Here is an 18440-nt window from a genome sequence, read left to right as displayed (position 1 = left end):
CTTAGGTCAAAGTTTCTATGTGAAACCAATAGTTGCTTATGGTGGAAAAGTTTCTTAAAGGAAACTCATGGGAGAGTTAGGGACATATGTTCCCTGACAGATAAACTGGAGGGCAGATTATGAGCCTATATGACCTGATCGTTATTGGTGGTGGCCCCGGTGGCTATGTCGCAGCCATTCGCGCGGCTCAGCTGGGTCTGAAGGTTGCCTGTGTCGAAGGGCGCGGAACCCTGGGCGGCACCTGTCTCAATGTGGGCTGCATCCCTTCCAAGGCGATGCTCTCCTCCTCCGGTAAATACGAAAGCCTGTCGCATTTGGCCGGTCACGGGATCGCCATTGAGGGCGCCCGACTGGATCTGGACGCGATGATGGCGCGCAAGGACAAGATTGTCGGCGATCTCACCAAGGGCATCGCCTTCCTGTTCCAGAAGAACGGCGTCGATCTGATCGAAGGCTGGGCCAGCATCCCTGCTGTCGGCAAGGTGAAGGTCGGCGACGAGATCCACGAGACCAAGAATATCCTGATCGCCACCGGCTCCGAACCCACTCCGCTGCCAGGGGTGGAAATCGACGAGGGCGACGTGGTCTCCAGCACCGGCGCGCTGACCCTGCCAGAGGTGCCCAAGCATCTGGTGGTGGTTGGTGCCGGTGTCATCGGGCTGGAGCTGGGCCAGGTCTGGTCGCGGCTTGGCGCGAAGGTCACCGTGGTCGAATATCTCGACCGTATTCTGCCGGGCATTGACGGCGAAATCGCCAAACTGGCACAGCGGGCCCTGTCCAAACGGGGGCTGAAGTTCCAGCTGGGCCGCGCGCTGAAGTTCATCGACCGCAGCGACGAGGGCCTGACCCTGACGCTGGACCGCGTCGGCAAAGACAAAGAAGAACAGCTGGTCGCCGATAAGGTGCTGATCGCCATCGGGCGCCGCCCGGTGATCCGTGGTCTGGGGCTGGAGGCGTTGGGCGTCTCGGTCAATGCGCGCGGCTTTGTCGAGGTGGACGAACGTTTCTCCACATCTGTCGAAGGCATCTATGCGATTGGCGATTGTGTGCCCGGCCCGATGCTGGCGCATAAGGCCGAAGAAGACGGTGTTGCCTGTGTCGAGATGCTCGCCGGTCAGGCGGGGCATGTGGATTACAATACCGTTCCCGGCATCGTCTATACGGATCCCGAGGTGGCATCGGTTGGCAAGACCGAAGAGGCTCTGAAAGACGCGGGCACTGATTACATTGTCGGCAAATTCATCTTCATGGCCAATTCCCGCGCCCGTGCGCAGGGCGAGACCGACGGCGCAGTCAAAGTGCTGGCAACGCCGGAAGGCAAGATCCTGGGCGCGCATATCTGCGGCGCCCATGGCGGTGATCTGATTGCCGAACTGGTGCTGGCGATGACCAAAGGCGCCACCGTCGCCGAGGTGGCGGCCACCTGCCACGCGCATCCGGCGATGGCCGAAGCGGTGAAGGAAGCCTGTCTTGATGCCATGGGTCGGGCCATTCACGCCTGATAGCGCCCGATCTCTCGCCCTGAGGAGGTACCCCAGATGAACGTTCCCATGCCCCGGCTCCGCCACCCGGAAAAGTCGAAGAAGGCCGATAGCGAGATCCCGCGCAAGCCGAAGTGGATCCGCCGCAAGAAAATCGAGAGCGCCGAGTATTTCGAGACCCGGCGCCTGATGCGGGATCACAATCTGACCACCGTCTGCGAAGAGGCCGCCTGCCCCAACATCGGCGAATGCTGGTCCAAACGCCACGCCACCATGATGATCATGGGCGAGGTCTGCACCCGCGGCTGTTCCTTCTGCAATGTCTCCACCGGCCGCCCCGATGCGCTGGATGCCTTTGAACCCGGCCGCGTCGCACTGGCGGTGAAGAAACTGGCGCTGCGCCATGTGGTGATCACCAGCGTCGACCGCGACGATCTGGAAGACGGCGGTGCCGAGCATATCGCCCAGACCATCCGCGCCGTACGCCACCAGACCCCCGGCACCACGATTGAGGTGCTGACCCCGGATTTCCTCGGCAAGGGCAACGCCGCAGAGATCGTGTTCGAGGCCGCACCTGATGTGTTCAACCACAATCTGGAAACCGTGCCGCACCTCTACCCCCGTGTTCGCCCCGGCGCGCGGTATTACAGCTCGCTGCGCCTGCTGGATGATGCCAAACGCGCCAATCCGCAGGTGTTCACCAAATCCGGCCTGATGGTCGGCATGGGCGAAACACTGGAAGATCTGCGTCAGGTGATGGACGATCTGCGCGCAGCCGACGTCGATTTCCTGACCGTGGGCCAATATCTGCAACCCACCCCGAAACACCATCCGATTGATCGCTTTGTCACCCCTGAGGAGTTTGAGCAGATCGAGCGGATGGCCCGAAGCAAAGGGTTCCTTGGTGTCTCGGCGACGCCTCTGACCCGCTCATCCTTCCACGCGGATGAGGATTTTGCAGCGCTGAAAGAGGCCCGGAACCGGCAGCTCGCCAGCGTCAATGCAGGGGGAGACGGCACAGCATAATTTCCCGCATTTGGGGTCTGCCCCGCGGCTGGTCGGTCGCGGCAGGAGGGGCGGAACCCAGAAAATGACTTGTCACCGGTCGCGAACCGCAGCAAAGGCCGGGGCAGGCAATCTAAGGCCAGAGAATACCACCTAAAGGGAGGAAAAATATGGAAGTTCTGAATTCAATTGTGGGCTATATCAACGGGATCGTCTGGGGCCCGCTGATGCTGGTCCTCATTCTCGGCGTCGGTCTGTTCTTGCAGATCGGGCTGAAGCTGATGCCGATCCTGCGCATTGGCACCGGCTTTGCGCTGCTGTTCAAAGGCCGCGAGGCGGGCGACGGCGAAGGCCAGATCACCCCGTTTAACGCGCTGATGACCGCACTGTCCGCCACCATCGGCACCGGGAACATCGCCGGTGTTGCAACCGCCGTGTTCCTCGGCGGTCCCGGCGCGCTGTTCTGGATGTGGATGACCGCACTCGTGGGCATGGCCACCAAATATTCTGAGGCCGTGCTGGCGGTGAAATACCGCGAGCAGGACGGTCAGGGCAACTATGTCGGCGGCCCGATGTATTACATCAAAAATGGTCTTGGCCAGAAATGGGCCTGGCTGGGCTTTGCCTTTGCCCTGTTCGGCGCAATCGCGGCCTTCGGCATCGGCAATGGCGTACAGGCCAATGGTGTGGCGCAGGTTCTGGAAACCAACTTTGGCTTCAACCCGTCCATCACCGGTATCGTGCTGATGGCGCTGACCGGCGCTGTGATCCTTGGCGGCATCACCCGTATTGGTGCTGTGGCCGGTAAGCTGGTGCCTTTCATGGCCGTCAGCTACATCACCATCGGTCTCTTGGTGCTGATCATCAACGCCGATCAGCTGGGCAACGCATTGGGTCTGGTATTCACCTATGCTTTCACCCCTTCCGCTGCTGAAGGTGGTTTTGCCGGGGCCGCTGTCTGGGCTGCGATCCGCTTTGGTGTGGCCCGTGGCGTGTTCTCGAACGAAGCCGGTCTTGGCTCCGCACCGATTGCGCATGCCGCAGCTGAGACCAAAGGTCCGGTAAACCAGGGTCTGATCGCCATGCTGGGCACGTTCATCGACACCATCATCGTCTGCTCCATCACCGGTCTGGCCATCATCGCCTCCGGCGCCTGGACCTCGGGCGAAAGCGGTGCTGCGCTGACCTCGCTGGCGTTTGAAACCTCCCTGCCCGGCTTTGGCGGCTATGTGATTGCCATCGCGCTGTCGATCTTTGCCTTTACCACCATTCTGGGCTGGTCCTACTATGGCGAGAAATGCGTCGGCTACCTCTTGGGGGCCAAGGTGCTGATCGGTTACCGTGTGCTGTGGATCGTGGCGATCTATTTCGGTGCGACCGCTGATCTGGGCTTTATCTGGCTGCTGGCAGACACGCTGAACGCCATGATGGCGATCCCGAACCTGATCGCTCTCGCCCTGCTGAGCCCGGTTGTCTTCAAGGTGACCAAGGAGTTCTTTGCCTCCAACGGGCAGACCGAAGAGCCGAGCAAAGGCGCGGCAGAATAACCAAAATCAATCTACATCGGGGCGCGGCAGGCGTCGCGCCCCGGTTCCTTTCACACTCCAATTCAAGGGCAAGACGCTATGACCGACGCGCCGAAACGTACTCCGCTCTATGACCTGCATGTCGCCCTCGGCGGCAAGATGGTCGACTTTGCCGGCTGGGAAATGCCGGTTCAATACCCCATGGGCATCATGGGAGAGCACAAGCAGTGCCGCGAGAAAGCTGCGCTGTTCGATGTCAGCCACATGGGTCAGGTGATCCTGCGCGGCGACAACGTCGGCGAAAAACTGGAAGCGATCTGCCCGCAGGCCTATGCCACTCTCAAGGAAGGCAAGGCGCGCTATGGTTTCTTCACCAATGAAGACGGCGGCATCATGGATGACCTCATCGTCTCCAATGCTGGCGACCATTATTTCGTGGTGGTGAACGCGGCTCTGCGCCATCAGGACATCCCCCACATGAAGGCACACCTCGACGGTGTCGAAGTGACCGAGATCTTCGACCGCGCGCTGGTGGCCGTTCAGGGCCCCGCAGCCGAAAATGTGGTGGGCGATCTTTGCCCCGCTGCGCGTGAGATGAAATTCATGGAAACCATCGTCGCTGATATCGACGGTGTGGAATGCCGCCTGTCGCGTCTCGGTTACACCGGCGAAGACGGCTATGAGATTTCCATCCCCGATGCAGACGCCGAACGCATCACCAAACTGTTCCTGGCCCATGATGATTGTGAGCCGGCCGGTCTGGGCGCGCGTGACAGCCTGCGTCTGGAAGCCGGTTTGTGCCTCTATGGCAACGACATCGACCAGTCGACCTCCCCGATTGAGGCGTCGCTGGCCTGGGCGATCCAGAAACGTCGCAAGGAAGAGGGCGGTTTCCCCGGTGCCGACCGCATCCAGAAAGAGCTGGCCGACGGTGCTGCCAAGAAACTGGTCGGGATCAAACCCTCCGGTCGCGCGCCAGCCCGTCAGCACGTTGAGATCCAATGCGCCGAAGGCAACACCATCGGTGAAATCACCTCCGGCTGCTTTGGCCCCACCGTCGGCGGCCCGGTCGCCATGGGCTATGTCGCAGCTCCCCACGGCAAAGCCGGCGAACAGGTCAAACTGATCATTCGGGGCAAGGCCCATGACGCAGAAATCGTCGCCCTGCCCTTCGTCACCCAGAATTACAAACGCTAAGCTCCAGGAGTACCCGAGATGACCACCTATTATTCCGAAGATCACGAATGGATCACCGTCGAGGGCGACACCGCCACGCTCGGCATCACCAAACACGCGGCTGACCAGCTGGGCGAAGTTGTCTTTGTCGAGCAGCAGGACACCGGTGAAGAGTTCGAAAAAGGCGGCGAGATCGGCGTCATTGAATCGGTGAAAGCCGCGTCGGAAATCTATGCCCCCCTTGATGGCGAGATCACTGCCGTCAACGAAGATCTGGCCGACAACCCCAGCGCCTTGAACGAAGACCCCGAAGGGGCCGCCTGGATCTACAAGATCAAGCTCTCCGACAGCGCACAGCTGGAAGATCTGATGGATCTGGACGGCTACAAGGCCCTGATCGGCTGATCCTGCTGATGGGCCGGGCTGGCTGTTGTGCTGGCCCGACCCCTCCCTTGATTACCCGCCGGTATGGTCCGGCGGGACCACCACGAATTAGGACATTCCCATGGCCTTCAAACTGACTGATTACGAAGCCTACGACTTTGCCAATCGCCGCCACATCGGGCCCAGCCCGCGTGAGATGGCCGATATGCTGAAGGTGATCGGCTTCAACACGCTCGATGAGCTGATCGACGCCACCGTGCCGCCCGCCATCCGCCAGAAAGAGGCGCTGGACTGGGGTCCGGCGATGACCGAACGCGATGCGCTCTTCCACATGAAAGAGATCGCGGGCAAGAACAAGGTGCTGACCTCCCTGATCGGTCAGGGCTACCACGGCACCACCACACCCGCGCCGATCCTGCGCAACATTCTGGAAAACCCCGCCTGGTACACGGCTTACACGCCTTACCAGCCCGAGATTTCGCAGGGCCGCCTTGAAGCGCTGTTGAACTTCCAGACCATGGTCAGCGATCTGACCGGCCTGCCGGTGGCCAATGCGTCGCTGCTCGACGAAGCCACCGCCGCTGCCGAAGCCATGGCGATGGCCCATCGTGGGTCGCGCTCCAAGGCGAATAACGCAGCCTTCTTCGTGGACAAGAATTGCCACCCGCAGACCGTTGCTGTGATCAAGACCCGCGCCGAACCTCTGGGCATCGACGTTGTGGTTGCCGAACCGACCGAGCTGGATGCAGGCGCCGTCTTTGGCGCAATCTTCCAGTATCCGGGCACCCATGGCCACGTCACCGATTTCAGCGACCAGATCGCTGCCCTGCACGAACACAAGGGCATCGCGGTTGTGGCTGCGGACATCCTGTCGCTGGCGCTGCTGAAATCCCCCGGTGAAATGGGCGCGGATATCGCCATCGGCTCCACCCAGCGCTTTGGCGTTCCCATGGGCTACGGCGGCCCGCACGCCGCCTATATGGCGACCTCGGACAAGCTGAAACGCTCCATGCCGGGCCGGATCATTGGTGTGTCCATCGACGCGCGCGGCAACAAGGCCTATCGCCTGTCGCTGCAGACCCGCGAACAGCACATCCGCCGCGAAAAAGCCAACTCCAACGTTTGTACCGCACAGGCGCTGCTGGCGGTGATCGCATCGATGTATGCTGTCTACCACGGTCCCGATGGCATCAAGGCGATTGCCCAGTCTGTACACCGCAAGACTGCGCGTCTGGCGGCTGGTCTGGAAGAGGCCGGGTTCAAGGTTGAGCCGGAAGTCTTCTTCGACACCATCACCGTCGAAGTTGGCCACCTGCAGAAAACCGTCATGGAAGCCGCCGTTCAGCGGGGCATCAACCTGCGCCGCGTCGGCGAAACCAAGGTCGGTATCTCGCTGGACGAACAGACCCGCCCTGAAACCATCGAGGCCGTCTGGGGTGCCTTCGGCATCGAGCGCAAGGACGACAGCTCCAACAAGCAGTATCGTCTGCCCGAAGCCATGCTGCGCGACAGCGAATATCTCACCCACCCGATCTTCCACAAGAACCGGGCCGAGGCAGAGATCACCCGCTACATGCGCCGTCTGGCCGACCGCGATCTGGCGCTGGACCGTGCGATGATCCCGCTTGGCTCCTGCACCATGAAGCTGAACGCGACCATCGAAATGATCCCGGTCACCTGGCCGGAATTCAGCAACCTGCACCCCTTCGTTCCTGAAGATCAGGCGCAGGGTTACCACCAGATGATCGACGATCTGAACGACAAGCTGTGCCAGATCACCGGCTATGACGCGATTTCCCAGCAGCCGAACTCCGGTGCGCAGGGCGAATACGCGGGCCTGTTGACGATCCGCAACTACCACGCATCGCGTGGCCAGGCGCATCGCAACGTCTGCCTGATCCCGACCTCTGCCCATGGCACCAACCCGGCCTCCGCACAGATGGTGGGCTGGAAAGTGGTTCCGATCAAAGCGGACGACAACGGCAACATCGACGTCGCGGACTTCCGGGAGAAGGCAGAGAAACACTCTGACCACCTCGCGGGCTGCATGATCACCTACCCGTCCACCCATGGCGTGTTCGAGACCACCGTTCAGGAGGTCTGCCAGATCACCCATGATCACGGCGGTCAGGTCTATATCGATGGCGCCAACATGAACGCGATGGTGGGTGTGTCCCGTCCGGGTGATATTGGCGGTGACGTCAGCCACCTGAACCTGCACAAGACCTTCTGCATTCCGCATGGTGGTGGTGGCCCCGGCATGGGTCCGATCGGCGTCAAGGCGCATCTGACCGAACACCTGCCGGGTCACCCGGAATACGGCACCGCCGTGGGTCCTGTCTCGGCAGCGCCGTTCGGCTCGCCCTCGATCCTGCCGGTCAGCTGGGCTTATATCCTGCTGATGGGTGGTTCTGGTCTGACTCAGGCGACCAAGGTGGCGATCCTCAACGCCAACTATATCGCTGCGCGTCTGCAGGATGCCTATCCGATCCTCTACACCTCCGAATCCGGTCGTGTGGCGCATGAGTGCATTCTGGACACCCGTCCGCTGAATGACGACGGCGGCGTGACCGTGGACGATGTGGCCAAGCGCCTGATCGACAGCGGTTTTCACGCACCGACCATGTCCTGGCCGGTGGCTGGCACGCTGATGGTGGAGCCGACGGAATCCGAACCCAAGGACGAGCTGGACCGCTTCTGCGAAGCCATGCTGTCCATCCGGTCGGAAGCGCAGGATATCATCGACGGTAAGATCGATGCCGAAAACAACCCGCTGAAGCACGCACCACACACCGTGCGCGATCTGGTCGGTGAGTGGGATCGCCCCTACTCGCGCGAGCAGGCCTGCTTCCCTCCGGGTAACCTCGGCGTTGATAAATACTGGCCGGCGGTGAACCGCGTCGACAACGCCTATGGCGACCGCAACCTGATCTGCACCTGCCCTCCGATGGAGGACTACGCAGAGGCGGCTGAATAAGCCTCCCTCCCAAAACCCGAGGTGTCGCCGGTCTCGATCGGCGGCACCCCTGTCCGGACCAATCCGCGTCACAGTACGAGAGGCAGACAGATGACCATCCACTCCCCGCACCACCGCGACACCGATTTTGCCTTTGCCCAAGGCCGCGCCCTGCGCCATATCGATGTCGTCCTTCCCGAGGGCGCGCCGCGTTCCTCCGCCCAGATCATCCTGGATCTGTTCGAGGCAGCAAATGAGCTGCTGGACGGGGTGCAATACCGGGTGCGTGTCTGTGGTCTGGATATGCTCTCCAGTGGTCCAGCCGGTGCCCGACCCCGCTCTCTCGTGGTCTTTCTCGGCGATATTCACAGCCGCTGGCAGCTGTCCGCCAAGGAGCGCGCCCGCGTCAATCAGGTGATGCGACTGGCCGAACGCAGCGCCTTTGTTGGTGGTGCGGTGTTCCTGCTGGATGCGCTGGCCCGGGGCCAGGATCACGATCTGGCAATCCACCCGAATTTCCTTGCCTCAGCCGGGGAGTGCAGCCTGCGTCAGGATCAGGAAGGCGCCGCAACCGCTGTCTCCGGCACGGTGCATTCGGCGATCTGCAACTTTGCCACCCCCCGGATGCTGCTGGATATCGTTGCCGCCGATTGCGGACGGCTGGCCGCCGATGGCATGGCGCATTACCTTGGCCTTGATACCGGCAAACGCCCAACCAAGAGCCGCGTTGCCCTGAACCTCGAACAGAAATCCGCAGGCGATACGCTGATCACCCAATGCCTTGCGGTGATGCAGGAGAACATTGAGGCACCCCTCTCTGTCGCAGCCTTGGCCGAGACCCTCAATGTCTCCACCCGCTGCCTGCAGCGCCGGTTTACCCGCCATTTCGACCGCTCGCCGCTCAGCGTCTATCGCGCGCTGCGGGTGGAGCGCGCCCATCAGCTGCTGACCCAGACCGATATTCCGGTGCGCCAGGTTGCTGTGGCCACCGGGTTTGGCAGCTATCAGAGCCTCAGCCAGCACATCCGCGAAACCTATGGCCATTCTCCCGACGTGATCCGCCGCAGTGCGTTTCGCGGCGTGGCCCCCGAAACCATGCGCCCGCGCCGGTTTCGTCACGCCGAAACCGCGCAGGCGGACAGCCGGGTGATGTAAACGGGCAGGCCTGAACCGGAGCGTTCCGATTCAGGCCTCAGGTCTCCAGCCACAGGCAGCGCACCGACCGATAGCCAAGGTCCACCTGACCGTCAGCTTTCAGCAGGTTGAGATTGACACCTACGGCCTCTTTGGTGACCCCCAGAAGAGCGGCCAGTTCGCTCTGACTGATCGACAGCGTGGTGGTGGCCTGCCATTTGCACAGCTGCGCCAAGGCCACGCGCAACCGTTGTTCCAACGGCAGAAAGACCGCGTTTTCATAGGTCTTGTAGAAATGACCGACATAGCCTGCCAGAACACCGCTGACCGCACGCCATAGCAGCGGATCAGCCTTGCCTGCGATCTCCACCGCACTGAGTGGCACATGCACCAGCACCGTATCTGTCAGCGCAGAGGCATCATTGGGTCGTATGCCGGAACCATAGCAGCCAATAAAGCCAAACCAGTGGCCCGCTGTCAGATCCCGCACGATCAACGCCTTGCCCTCTTTGTTCACCGCGCCAAACCGCACCGCGCCTGACCGGATGAAAAACAGCTCCGTCGCAGGATCGCCGATCTGATGGATACCCTCCCCCTTGCCGTACCGCCGGGACCGTCCCTGCGCCAGCAGCGCCGCCTGCGTCTGTGGCAGACATTGGTCGAGCCATCGGTCCGAGGTCAGGTTTTTCATCGCAATACCAATCCAGATTGTCGTCTCAACAGGGCCGGGCCGATTAGCCTGCTGACGATCAGCTACACAGGATAGAGTACGATGAAAATAACCGCCCTCTCGCTTTCTATTGCGATTGCACTGTCACCGCTTGCCAGCAGCGCTGTTGAGCTGCCCCAACGCCCGGTTCTGACCGCGGCCGTGGCTGAGGCCATTACGAAAGCCGCCATCGCCGAATGCGACAAATCCGAAACCGTGGTCTCCGTCTCTGTTGTAAATGATCAGGGCCGTCTGGTCTATTTCCAGCGCGGCGACGGCACCGGTGCCAATACGATCCACACCAGTTTCCGCAAAGCCTACACCTCTGCCAGCCTGAAGATCCCGACCTCGGTCCTGAACCAGGCGCCGGAGGCCGAGGGGTATAGCCAGCTTGGCAAGATGGAAGACGATATTCTGTTGCTCACCGGTGGGCTGCCGATCTTTCACGACGGCGCGCTGATTGGTGCCATCGGCCTGTCCGGCGCGCCCGACCCGAATATTGAGGAAGGCTGCGGTGAGGTCGGCATCAAACAGGTGATGGACGCAGGCGAATAAGCCAGCCAGCACAGGGGCCGCGTCTGGACATCACCGCGCGCGGCCCTTCGTCGGATCAGATCCGGTCCTTCAGATGATACCAGCCAAAGGCCAGCGGCAGCGACAGCCGTCGCCACCGGCCCAGCTCAAACCGGCGCAGGGGGCGCTGCATCAGACCCGGGTGGGGCCGCTGATGGCGCCCCAGCGCCTGATCAGCGATCAACGCCCCGGCATAAGGCGCCATACAGACGCCGCTGCCATGATAGCCAAGCGCGGCCCAGGCGTTCTTCATCCCCGGTATCGCCCCGGCAAAGGGCACCAGATTGCGGGTCATGCAGATGAGGCCGGACCAGAAATGCGCCGTCTCCACCGCGCGCCAGGCTGGGAACATACGGTCAAAATCTGCCCGGGCCCTGGCCTTCGTGACGGCGATATTCTCTTCGCTCATCCGAACCGAGCCGCGCAGCCCCAGCAACAGCCGACGATCCGGCAGCAGGCGCAGATAATGCAGCAGTGTGCGGCTGTCACAGACCATCTGCTCACTCCACCAGCCCTGATCAGCGATCTCCGCCTCGCTCAGCGGACGGGTTACCATGATATTGGACTGCACCGGCAGATAACGCCCGGCCAGCGCCTGTGGCAGATCATCCGAGGAATAGCCATTGGTCGCAATCAGCAGGTGTCGGGCGCGCACCTGCCCCGCCGGCCCCTGCAACAGATACCCGCCCGCCGCCGGGGTGATCGCCTGCACCGGCGTGTCGGAGAACATCCGCACTCCGGCTGCCTCCACCGCGCGGGTCAAGCCCAGCACGAATTTCATCGGATTCAGGGCAAAGCCAACCGGCAAGTTGACGGCGCCATGAAACTCCGGGCTGTTCAGCCCATGCGCGGCCATCTCTTCCTTCGGAATAAACTCATAAGGCAGCCCGTAGCGGCGGGTGTACTCCTGCCCATAGTCATGCAGCTCCGTCAGACGGTCCGGACGATGCGCCACAAATGTATACCCGCGCGAGTGGCGATCCACCTCCAGCGCCAACCGCTCCACATAAGTCTCCACCAGATCGACAGCGGCGCGCTCTGCTGCGAAAAACTGTTCCGCATCCGCCTGTCCGTAGCGGCGCAGGATGGCATCATCTGCCAGCTTCGCACTGCCAACCGACACCAGCCCGCCATTGCGCCCCGAAGCCCCCCAGCCTGGGCGCTGCGCATCCAGAAGCACCACATCGGCCCCCGCCTCCGCCAGTGTCAGCGCCGCCGACAGCCCGGTATAACCGCCACCGATTACGGCAAATTCTGCCGTGACCTCATCCTGCAGGGGTTCATAACACGGCGCAGGATCCGGCAGGAAGCGATCCCAATACCGGGCCCTGATAGGCCGGTCGGTATAGGCAAGGGGTTCGTAAATACGTCTCATCCGGGCGCGTCATCCCATGTCAGTTGCTACCCCGGATCTATCCGCACCGACCCCGGTGCAGTCAATCCCGCGCAAAAACCTTCGACAGACGGGCCACGTCAGCCGTGATAGCAGGCGATCGGGCGGCCTTCGACCTCGCGCAGGGCAACCGGCGTCTGATAGAGCGCGCTGAGGCTTTCGCTTGTCGCCACCTCCGCCACCGGTCCGGCAAAGGCAACCCGCCCAGCAGCGAGGGCCACGACATGATCGGCCCAGCTGATCGCATAGTTGAGATCATGCAGCACGATCACGATGCTCTTGCCGCGTGTATCGGCGAGATGCCGCAGCTGCGCCATCAAATTGCGCGCGTGGTTGAGATCGAGATTGTTGAGCGGTTCATCCAACAGCAACCAGTCGGTATCCTGCGCATAGGCCATCGCGATAAAGGCCCGTTGCCGCTGACCGCCAGACAGCTCATCCAGAAACCGGTCGCGCAGATCGTCCAGCTCAAACAGCGCCAGCGCATCGGCAATTGCGGCCTGATCCTCTGCCCGCAGCCGACCTCGGCTGTGCGGCCAGCGTCCGAAACCAACGAGATCGCGCACCCGCACCCGGCTCGCGACGTCCAACTGCTGCCCGACCACCGCCATTCGGCGCGCCAGCTGCTCCGGAGTGATGCTGCGCAGATCACATCCCGACAGACAGATCCGCCCCCAGCTGGCCGTCAGCTGCTGCGCAATCAGCTTCAGCAGCGTCGATTTCCCGGCTCCGTTCGGTCCGATCAGCGCCGTGATCTGACCTGCGGGAAGGCAGGCATCCACCGTGTCCAGGATCGGTTTGTCACCCAGTGTGAACGACAGGCCCGTCACATCGATCATCTCAGTTTTCCTTTCAGCAGCAGCAGGATGAACAGCAGGCCACCGCAGAATTCAATCACGATCGCAAGGCTGGACTGGAGCTGTAAAAGCCGCTCAAACAGGGTTTGTCCGGCGACCAGAACAATGGCGGCAATCAGCGCCGAGGCGGGCAGCAGCAGGGCGTGCCGATGGCTTTGCATCAGGCTGTGCGCGAGGCTGGTAACCAGCAACCCAAGAAAGGCAATCGGCCCCACCAGCGCCGTCGAGACCGAGACCAGCGCGGCAATAATGCACAGCAGCTGCATGTGCAGCCGGTCGTATCGAACCCCCAGACTGCGGGCCTGATCGCGCCCCAGCGCCGCCACATCCAGCAGCGCCGCGCGCCGCAGCAGCCAGAGCGTTGCCAGCAGGGTCACCCCGACAGCCGCCAGCAGCGCGCCACGGTCGATGCTGCCGAACTGCGCAAACATCCGCGTCTGCACCACAGCAAAGGCCGAAGGATCCATCAGCCGTTGCAGAAACACCGCCAGGGTCCGCAGCAGGACCGCAATCACCACACCGACGAGGATCATCAACTGGATATCACCGCGGGTGCGTCGCAGCAGGCCGGTGAACAGCAGCAGCGCGGCCACCATCATCACACCCGCATTCAGCAGAAACCCCGCAAACCCCGACAGCTGGGCCATGGTCGCCAGCCCGAACATCATCACCATGACCGACTGCATCAGCAGAAACAGCGCATCAAATCCCATGATCGAAGGCGTCAGAATCCGGTTGTTGCTCAGCGTTTGAAACAGCACCGTCGCAAGGCCAATGGCCGTGCCGACGCAGATCAGCCCCGCCAGCTTCGTCGCGCGCAGCTGAAGGATATAGGCCGACGGCACCCCGTCGGACCACGGCAACCCCCAGCTGATGAAACCGGCAGCCGCACCAATCAGCAGTCCCGCCAGTACCAGCAACCGGCGGTCCAGCGGCACCAGCCGCCGCCCGCTCCTGCGCAACAGGGTTACCTCAGCCATGGGCGGGCCGTCGCAGCAGCATCACCAGAAACAGCGCCGCCCCAAACAGCCCGAAAACCGTGCCGGCCGGGATCTCGTAGGGCGCGCGCAGCAGCCGACCCAGCATATCACAGACCAGCAGCAGCCCCGCCCCTGTCGCCGCCACCACGGGCAGGCTGTCACGCAGGTTGTCGCCCATGATCCGCGACACCAGATTGGGCACCACCAGCCCGACAAAGGGCAACACCCCAACCGTGACAATCACCAGCGCCGACACCAGCGACACCACCACCACGCCAAAGCCGAGCACCTGCCCGTAGCGCAGGCCAAGCCCCCGGCTGGCCATCTCGCCCAGCCCGGCAATGGTAAACTGACCCGCCACCAGATAGGCCAGCCCCGCCAGCACCCCCGCCAGCCACAACAGCTCATACCGTCCGGAGAGCACGCCAGAGAACTCGCCGCTCATCCAGATCGCGAGATATTGCAGCAGATCGGCCTGAAACGCGATGAAACCGGCGGCGGCGGCCAGAATGCCGCCATAGACCAGACCCACCAATGGCACCAACAGCGGCTGCTGCGGGGGGATGCGCCGGGCCAGCGCCAGAAACACCAGTGTGCCCAACAAGGCCGCCACCGCCGCACATAACATCTTGGCAAAGATCGGCAGCGCTGGCGCCAGTAAGGTTGCGCCCAGCAGCCCCAGCATTGCCGCTTCATTGGTGCCGGTGGTGCCCGGTTCGACAAAGCGGTTGCGCACCAGGAGCTGCATGATCACCCCGGCAACCGCCATCGTGGCCCCGGTCAGGATCACCGCCAGCGTGCGCGGAATGCGGCTGATCAGCAGCAGCTGCGCCGCCTTTGGGTCCTGCAACAGCGCAAGCGGTGAGGTCTGATTGACCCCGATTGCGCAGCTCAGTCCCGCCAGCAGCACCAAAAGCAACAGGCACAGGCAGATCGCGCCGCGTGCGGATCTGCCCGGCCCGATTGCGGATCCCGTAGCGTCAGCCACCGACGGCAAAGCCCGCACGGATCTGCTCCAGCGTGGCTGTCATCGACTGGATGCCACCGCCTGCAATGTAGATCGCAGCGGAGTCGAGATAGATGATCTGACCTTTTTTCCAGGCTTCGGTTCCGGTCACCAACGCATTGTCCAGCGTGGCGGCGGCGGCCTGATTGTCCTGCCCGATGGCGCTGGCCCGATCGATGACAATCAGCCAGTCAGGGTTGGCCTGCGCGATATATTCAAATGAAATCGCCTCACCATGGGTTGCGGCCTCTGCCGCCTTTGCGGTCTGGGCCTCATCGCCAGAGGTGGCCTCGGGCTGCTCGATCACCGCCTCCGGCAGGTTGAGCGCGCCATGCAACCAGCCAAAGCGGGACTGAGCGCCATAGGTGGTCACCTTCGGCCCGTTGGTCATCACGATCAGCGCCCGTCCACGCCCGTCAACAGCAGCCCGCGCCGCCTCAAGCTTTGCCAGAAACGCGGTTTCAAGTGCGGCTGCCGCCGCAGGGCGCCCCATCAGCGCGCCATAGCTGCGCAGCCGCGACAGCGCCAGATCAACGTGGCTCGCGCCCCAGATGGTCATATCAATGGTGGGCGCGATCTCCGACAGCGCCTCAACCTGACGGGAGGAGCGTCCACCCGCTACGATCAGGTCCGGCGCCAGTCCCGCAATCGCCTCGAAATCCGGCTCAAACAGCGTCCCCATTGGGGCCGCCTCGGCCTGCTGTTTGTTCAGATAATCCACATAAAGCCGTGACGGCAGCCCCGCGATAGGCACCTCCAGCGCTGCCAGCGTGTCGGCGGCGGCGATGTCCAGCACCACAATTTTCTGCGGCAGCGCAGGCAGCTCCCGCATGCCCAAAGCCGTCATGACAGGCACCCTGGCGCGGTCTGTGTCTGTTGTGGTCTGATCTGCTGCAGCCGGGCCGGCCAGCCCAAGCATCAGCGCAGCCGCCAGCTGCAATCGCGTCCATTTTGCCATGTGTTCAATCCCGTCAGATGGATAACGGCTGGCAATCAGGCTGGCTCAAAATCGCCCGCTTGTTAGGCCGGGTGGCGGCAAAAGTCCAGAGACCATTCCCGCCCGCGCCCTATCGCGGGTGACCTGTGACGCTGCGTCCGGGGCGACAGCGGGAAATAATTTTAACGCCCTGCTTGCACGGGGGACCATTGCTCACTATGAGACCGACAGCCCCAAAGCGGGCGCAGCCAGGTTACCCCAGCTAACTCCAGTTTATCACGCGGGTTACCATGGCACATACCACAGCACATAAATCATCCATCCTCCTGACCGGTCTGCTGTGCAGCACGGCCCTGACGGTGTTTTCCGCAACCAAAGGCCACGCAGAGGACGACGGCGTCCTGTCGCTGGACCCGATCATCGTGAAGCAGCGCGATGCCGACGGCGACGCCGCAGACCGCGCAACCGCCGTCTATGTCGCAGATGCCGAAATCGAACGCGCCGCGATGGGCGATCTCAAGGATCTGTTTGCAGGCATCGCCTCCGTTTCAGTTGGCGGCGCCATTCCCGTCGCGCAGAAAATCTATGTCAACGGGATCGACATGCTGAAACTGGCGGTGCAGGTGGATGGCGTGTCCCAGAACAACCGCGTGTTCCACCACGCCAGCGCCAATGCCTTTGATCCTGGTCTGATGAAATCCGTGCGGGTTGACCCCGGTGTGGCCCCCGCCGATGCAGGCCCCGGTGCGCTGGCTGGCCGGGTCGTGATGGAAACCATCGATGCCGAGGATATCCTGACCGAAGGCCAGGCCATTGGCGGCAAAACACGCCTCAGCTACGGTGAAAATGGCGATACCTTCGGCACCTCGCTGACGCTGGCAGGGCAATCCAACGGTTTCGAGATCCTGCTCTACGGCAAGCGCATGACCGGTGACGACTACACCGATGGTGCCGGCAACACCGTGGGCGGCACCCGCAGCGATCTGACAGCCGGCCTGCTGAAACTGGCCTATGAGACCGACGCCGGACACCGGTTTGAATTCTCCGGCCAGCAGATGCAGGACACCGCCCTGCGCAACCGCCGCGCCAATTTCGGCACCGCCTCCTTCAACCCACTGGACACGGTCTACGACACCAAGCGCACCGTCTATTCGCTGCGCTACGAGGATGTGAACGGCGGCGGCAACTGGGATCCCTCGGCCACCATCGGGTTTTCCGAGAATGAGATCGGCAGCATCGGCACTACCGAAACCAGCGTGGGTGTGACCCGGACCTATTCCGCGACCTTCCAGAACCGCTTCCACCTGTCGGAAAGCGACACCATCACGGCCGGGATTGATTTTCAGGACCAGAAAAGCTCCGCCAGCGGCGACTACTGGGGTACCAACCGCCCTTCCGAGACCAGCCAGACCATCGGCGTCTTTGCGCAGGCCCGCCTGCAACCCAGTGACCGGCTCAAGGTCTCCGCCGGTCTGCGCTATGACTGGAATGCCTTTACCGGGCAGGATTTTGGCCAAAGCGGTCGCCCCTATGAGCAGGACAGCTCCGGGCTGAGCGGCAATCTCTCCATCGTCTATGACGTCAACGATGCGCTGTCGCTGCGGGCCGGCTATTCCAACGTCTTTGGCGGCATCGGGATTGAGGATAACTTCCTGTTCTTCCGCGATTGGGATTACTCCGCCCTGAAACCGCGCCGCGCAAGCAACGTGGTGGTCGGTGCCGACTGGCAAAGCGGCAACTGGACCCTCGGTGCCGAGGCCTTCCAGACCAAGATCGACGACACCCGCGATGTCGCAGGCCCGACGGTCACCAGCTATGATTTCGAAAGCCGGGGCTACAATCTGGGCGCCACTTATGGCTGGGACAGCGGCTTTGCCCGTCTGACCTTCACCGACAGTGAAACCCGCGTCAACGGTGCCGCCACCTCCAGCTACTACGTGCTGGATTCCGGTGCCCCGATTGGTCAGGTTCTGGCACTTGAGGTCCAGCAGGAACTGCCACAATGGGACCTGGTTGTTGGTGGCCATATTGATGCGGCCTTCGACTACGATCAGCAGCTGAATGAGGCCGACGCCACAACCAAGCTGGAAGGCTACGAGGTTCTGAACCTCTTTGCCGAATACCGCCCGGCGGCCTATGACAACGTGACGATCCGCGCCGAGATCAACAACGTCTTTGATCGTCAATACGCCGACCGCGCCACCTATGGCGGCGACTACCCCGGCTTTCCCACCCTGAAAGAGCCGGGCCGTTCGGTCTCGCTCGTGGCCAATGTCTCCTTCTGAGGCACCGGCCTGATCGCCTTCGACCCCTGACCTGCGGG

15 protein-coding genes are annotated in these 18440 nt (G+C 62.4%); 9 read left to right on the top strand and 6 right to left on the bottom strand.

Translation table 11 applies throughout. The features are described 5' to 3' along the window. Positions 1–119 precede the first annotated feature (119 nt). The 7 genes from lpdA to J4721_RS19025 all read left to right on the top strand — a co-directional run bounded on the left by lpdA (position 120) and on the right by J4721_RS19025 (position 9683). A complete protein-coding gene (lpdA, locus tag J4721_RS19055) occupies positions 120–1502 on the top strand; it encodes a dihydrolipoyl dehydrogenase (RefSeq protein WP_061047410.1) in 1383 nt (460 codons plus the stop codon). A gap of 36 nt (positions 1503–1538) precedes the next feature. Next, positions 1539–2507, top strand: a complete 969-nt coding sequence (gene lipA / locus J4721_RS19050) for a lipoyl synthase (RefSeq protein ID WP_014876557.1) — start codon at positions 1539–1541, stop codon at positions 2505–2507. A 149-nt stretch (positions 2508–2656) separates the two neighbouring features. Next, on the top strand, positions 2657–4033 hold the full coding sequence (locus tag J4721_RS19045) for a sodium:alanine symporter family protein (RefSeq protein ID WP_014876558.1): 1377 nt from the start codon (positions 2657–2659) through the stop codon (positions 4031–4033). 78 nt (positions 4034–4111) lie between these two features. Beyond that, entirely contained in the window at positions 4112–5209 is a 1098-nt protein-coding gene (gene gcvT / locus J4721_RS19040) for a glycine cleavage system aminomethyltransferase GcvT (protein WP_014889454.1), read from the top strand. A gap of 18 nt (positions 5210–5227) precedes the next feature. Continuing rightward, the gene (gene gcvH, locus J4721_RS19035; protein WP_014889455.1) at positions 5228–5593 is read left to right on the top strand and encodes a glycine cleavage system protein GcvH; all 366 of its coding nucleotides are present in this window, start codon (positions 5228–5230) and stop codon (positions 5591–5593) included. A gap of 100 nt (positions 5594–5693) precedes the next feature. Further along, on the top strand, positions 5694–8549 hold the full coding sequence (gene gcvP, locus J4721_RS19030) for an aminomethyl-transferring glycine dehydrogenase (RefSeq protein ID WP_211003359.1): 2856 nt from the start codon (positions 5694–5696) through the stop codon (positions 8547–8549). Positions 8550–8639: 90 nt separating this feature from the next. After that, the gene (locus J4721_RS19025; RefSeq protein ID WP_102870997.1) at positions 8640–9683 is read left to right on the top strand and encodes a helix-turn-helix domain-containing protein; all 1044 of its coding nucleotides are present in this window, start codon (positions 8640–8642) and stop codon (positions 9681–9683) included. A gap of 37 nt (positions 9684–9720) precedes the next feature. On the opposite strand, the gene J4721_RS19020 is transcribed toward J4721_RS19025, so the two are convergent. Beyond that, positions 9721–10353, bottom strand: coding sequence for a Crp/Fnr family transcriptional regulator (locus J4721_RS19020; RefSeq protein WP_211003360.1), 633 nt, complete (start codon positions 10351–10353; stop codon positions 9721–9723). Positions 10354–10434: 81 nt separating this feature from the next. On the opposite strand from J4721_RS19020, the gene J4721_RS19015 reads away from it, so the two are divergent. Then, the gene (locus tag J4721_RS19015; RefSeq protein ID WP_076621056.1) at positions 10435–10926 is read left to right on the top strand and encodes a heme-binding protein; all 492 of its coding nucleotides are present in this window, start codon (positions 10435–10437) and stop codon (positions 10924–10926) included. Positions 10927–10981: 55 nt separating this feature from the next. Here the strand turns inward: J4721_RS19015 and J4721_RS19010 are convergent, their stop codons facing one another. From J4721_RS19010 to J4721_RS18990, 5 genes are all read right to left on the bottom strand, one after another. Further along, positions 10982–12319 carry an FAD-binding oxidoreductase gene (locus J4721_RS19010; RefSeq protein ID WP_211003361.1) on the bottom strand — a complete coding sequence of 446 codons (1338 nt, stop codon included), beginning with the start codon at positions 12317–12319 and terminating at the stop codon, positions 10982–10984. Between the two features lie 98 nt (positions 12320–12417). Continuing rightward, entirely contained in the window at positions 12418–13176 is a 759-nt protein-coding gene (locus J4721_RS19005; RefSeq protein WP_014876566.1) for an ABC transporter ATP-binding protein, read from the bottom strand. After that, complete coding sequence (locus J4721_RS19000; RefSeq protein ID WP_247656211.1) at positions 13173–14174, bottom strand: iron chelate uptake ABC transporter family permease subunit; 1002 nt, start codon at positions 14172–14174, stop codon at positions 13173–13175. Before J4721_RS19000 ends, J4721_RS19005 begins: the two co-directional genes overlap by 4 nt. Then, entirely contained in the window at positions 14167–15162 is a 996-nt protein-coding gene (locus J4721_RS18995; protein WP_211003379.1) for an iron chelate uptake ABC transporter family permease subunit, read from the bottom strand. The genes J4721_RS19000 and J4721_RS18995 overlap by 8 nt, the downstream gene beginning before the upstream one ends. Beyond that, positions 15155–16138 (bottom strand): siderophore ABC transporter substrate-binding protein, encoded by a 984-nt coding sequence (locus J4721_RS18990; RefSeq protein WP_211003362.1) that lies wholly within the window; start codon positions 16136–16138, stop codon positions 15155–15157. Before J4721_RS18990 ends, J4721_RS18995 begins: the two co-directional genes overlap by 8 nt. A gap of 269 nt (positions 16139–16407) precedes the next feature. On the opposite strand from J4721_RS18990, the gene J4721_RS18985 reads away from it, so the two are divergent. Further along, positions 16408–18402, top strand: a complete 1995-nt coding sequence (locus J4721_RS18985; protein ID WP_211003363.1) for a TonB-dependent siderophore receptor — start codon at positions 16408–16410, stop codon at positions 18400–18402. Positions 18403–18440 lie beyond the last annotated feature (38 nt).

Origin of the sequence: Phaeobacter sp. HS011 (genome assembly GCF_018101215.1) — a bacterium.
Classification (GTDB): Bacteria; Pseudomonadota; Alphaproteobacteria; order Rhodobacterales; family Rhodobacteraceae; genus Phaeobacter; species Phaeobacter inhibens.
The sequence above is the reverse complement of the archived record's forward strand: the minus strand, read 5'-3'. Positions and strand labels throughout refer to the sequence as shown.

Coding starts and splice junctions, on each gene's coding strand:
- lpdA (WP_061047410.1), top strand. CDS start 120: ATGAGCCTATATGACCTGATCGTTATTGGTGGTGGCCCCGGTGGCTAT.
- lipA (WP_014876557.1), top strand. CDS start 1,539: ATGAACGTTCCCATGCCCCGGCTCCGCCACCCGGAAAAGTCGAAGAAG.
- J4721_RS19045 (WP_014876558.1), top strand. CDS start 2,657: ATGGAAGTTCTGAATTCAATTGTGGGCTATATCAACGGGATCGTCTGG.
- gcvT (WP_014889454.1), top strand. CDS start 4,112: ATGACCGACGCGCCGAAACGTACTCCGCTCTATGACCTGCATGTCGCC.
- gcvH (WP_014889455.1), top strand. CDS start 5,228: ATGACCACCTATTATTCCGAAGATCACGAATGGATCACCGTCGAGGGC.
- gcvP (WP_211003359.1), top strand. CDS start 5,694: ATGGCCTTCAAACTGACTGATTACGAAGCCTACGACTTTGCCAATCGC.
- J4721_RS19025 (WP_102870997.1), top strand. CDS start 8,640: ATGACCATCCACTCCCCGCACCACCGCGACACCGATTTTGCCTTTGCC.
- J4721_RS19020 (WP_211003360.1), bottom strand. CDS start 10,353: ATGAAAAACCTGACCTCGGACCGATGGCTCGACCAATGTCTGCCACAG.
- J4721_RS19015 (WP_076621056.1), top strand. CDS start 10,435: ATGAAAATAACCGCCCTCTCGCTTTCTATTGCGATTGCACTGTCACCG.
- J4721_RS19010 (WP_211003361.1), bottom strand. CDS start 12,319: ATGAGACGTATTTACGAACCCCTTGCCTATACCGACCGGCCTATCAGG.
- J4721_RS19005 (WP_014876566.1), bottom strand. CDS start 13,176: ATGATCGATGTGACGGGCCTGTCGTTCACACTGGGTGACAAACCGATC.
- J4721_RS19000 (WP_247656211.1), bottom strand. CDS start 14,174: ATGGCTGAGGTAACCCTGTTGCGCAGGAGCGGGCGGCGGCTGGTGCCG.
- J4721_RS18990 (WP_211003362.1), bottom strand. CDS start 16,138: ATGGCAAAATGGACGCGATTGCAGCTGGCGGCTGCGCTGATGCTTGGG.
- J4721_RS18985 (WP_211003363.1), top strand. CDS start 16,408: ATGGCACATACCACAGCACATAAATCATCCATCCTCCTGACCGGTCTG.